The organism is Streptomyces turgidiscabies Car8 (assembly GCF_000331005.1).
In the GTDB taxonomy this organism is placed as follows: Bacteria; Actinomycetota; Actinomycetes; order Streptomycetales; family Streptomycetaceae; genus Streptomyces; species Streptomyces turgidiscabies.
In genome coordinates this window covers 1-313 of record NZ_AEJB01000230.1, presented here as the reverse complement: position 1 = coordinate 313, position 313 = coordinate 1, and the positions used below count along the sequence as shown (strand labels likewise).

The 313-nt window shown below is 79.2% G+C and carries 1 pseudogene; it reads left to right on the top strand.

From position 1 onward, the window contains the following. Nucleotides 1-313 (top strand): annotated as a pseudogene (locus STRTUCAR8_RS15420) (2-oxoglutarate dehydrogenase, E2 component, dihydrolipoamide succinyltransferase); the annotation flags it as partial.

The following is a 313-nucleotide window of genomic DNA, read 5'->3' as shown; positions in this document are numbered from 1 at the left end:
ACCGAGATCCCCTCGCCCGTCTCCGGCATCCTCGCGTCCATCAAGGTCGCCGAGGACGAGACCGTCGAGGTCGGCGCCGAGCTGGCCCTCATCGACGACGGCAGCGGCGCGCCCGCTGCCGCCCCGGCCGCGGCGGAGGTCGCCCCTCCGGCGCCCGCCCCCGCTGCCCCGGCTCCGGCCCCGGCCGCCCAGCCGTCCACCGAGCAGGCGGCTCCGGCCCCTGCTCCCACCGCCGAGGCTGCCTCCGGCGGCAGCTCCGCCGAGGGCACGGACGTCGTCCTGCCCGCGCTCGGCGAGTCCGTCACCGAAGGCA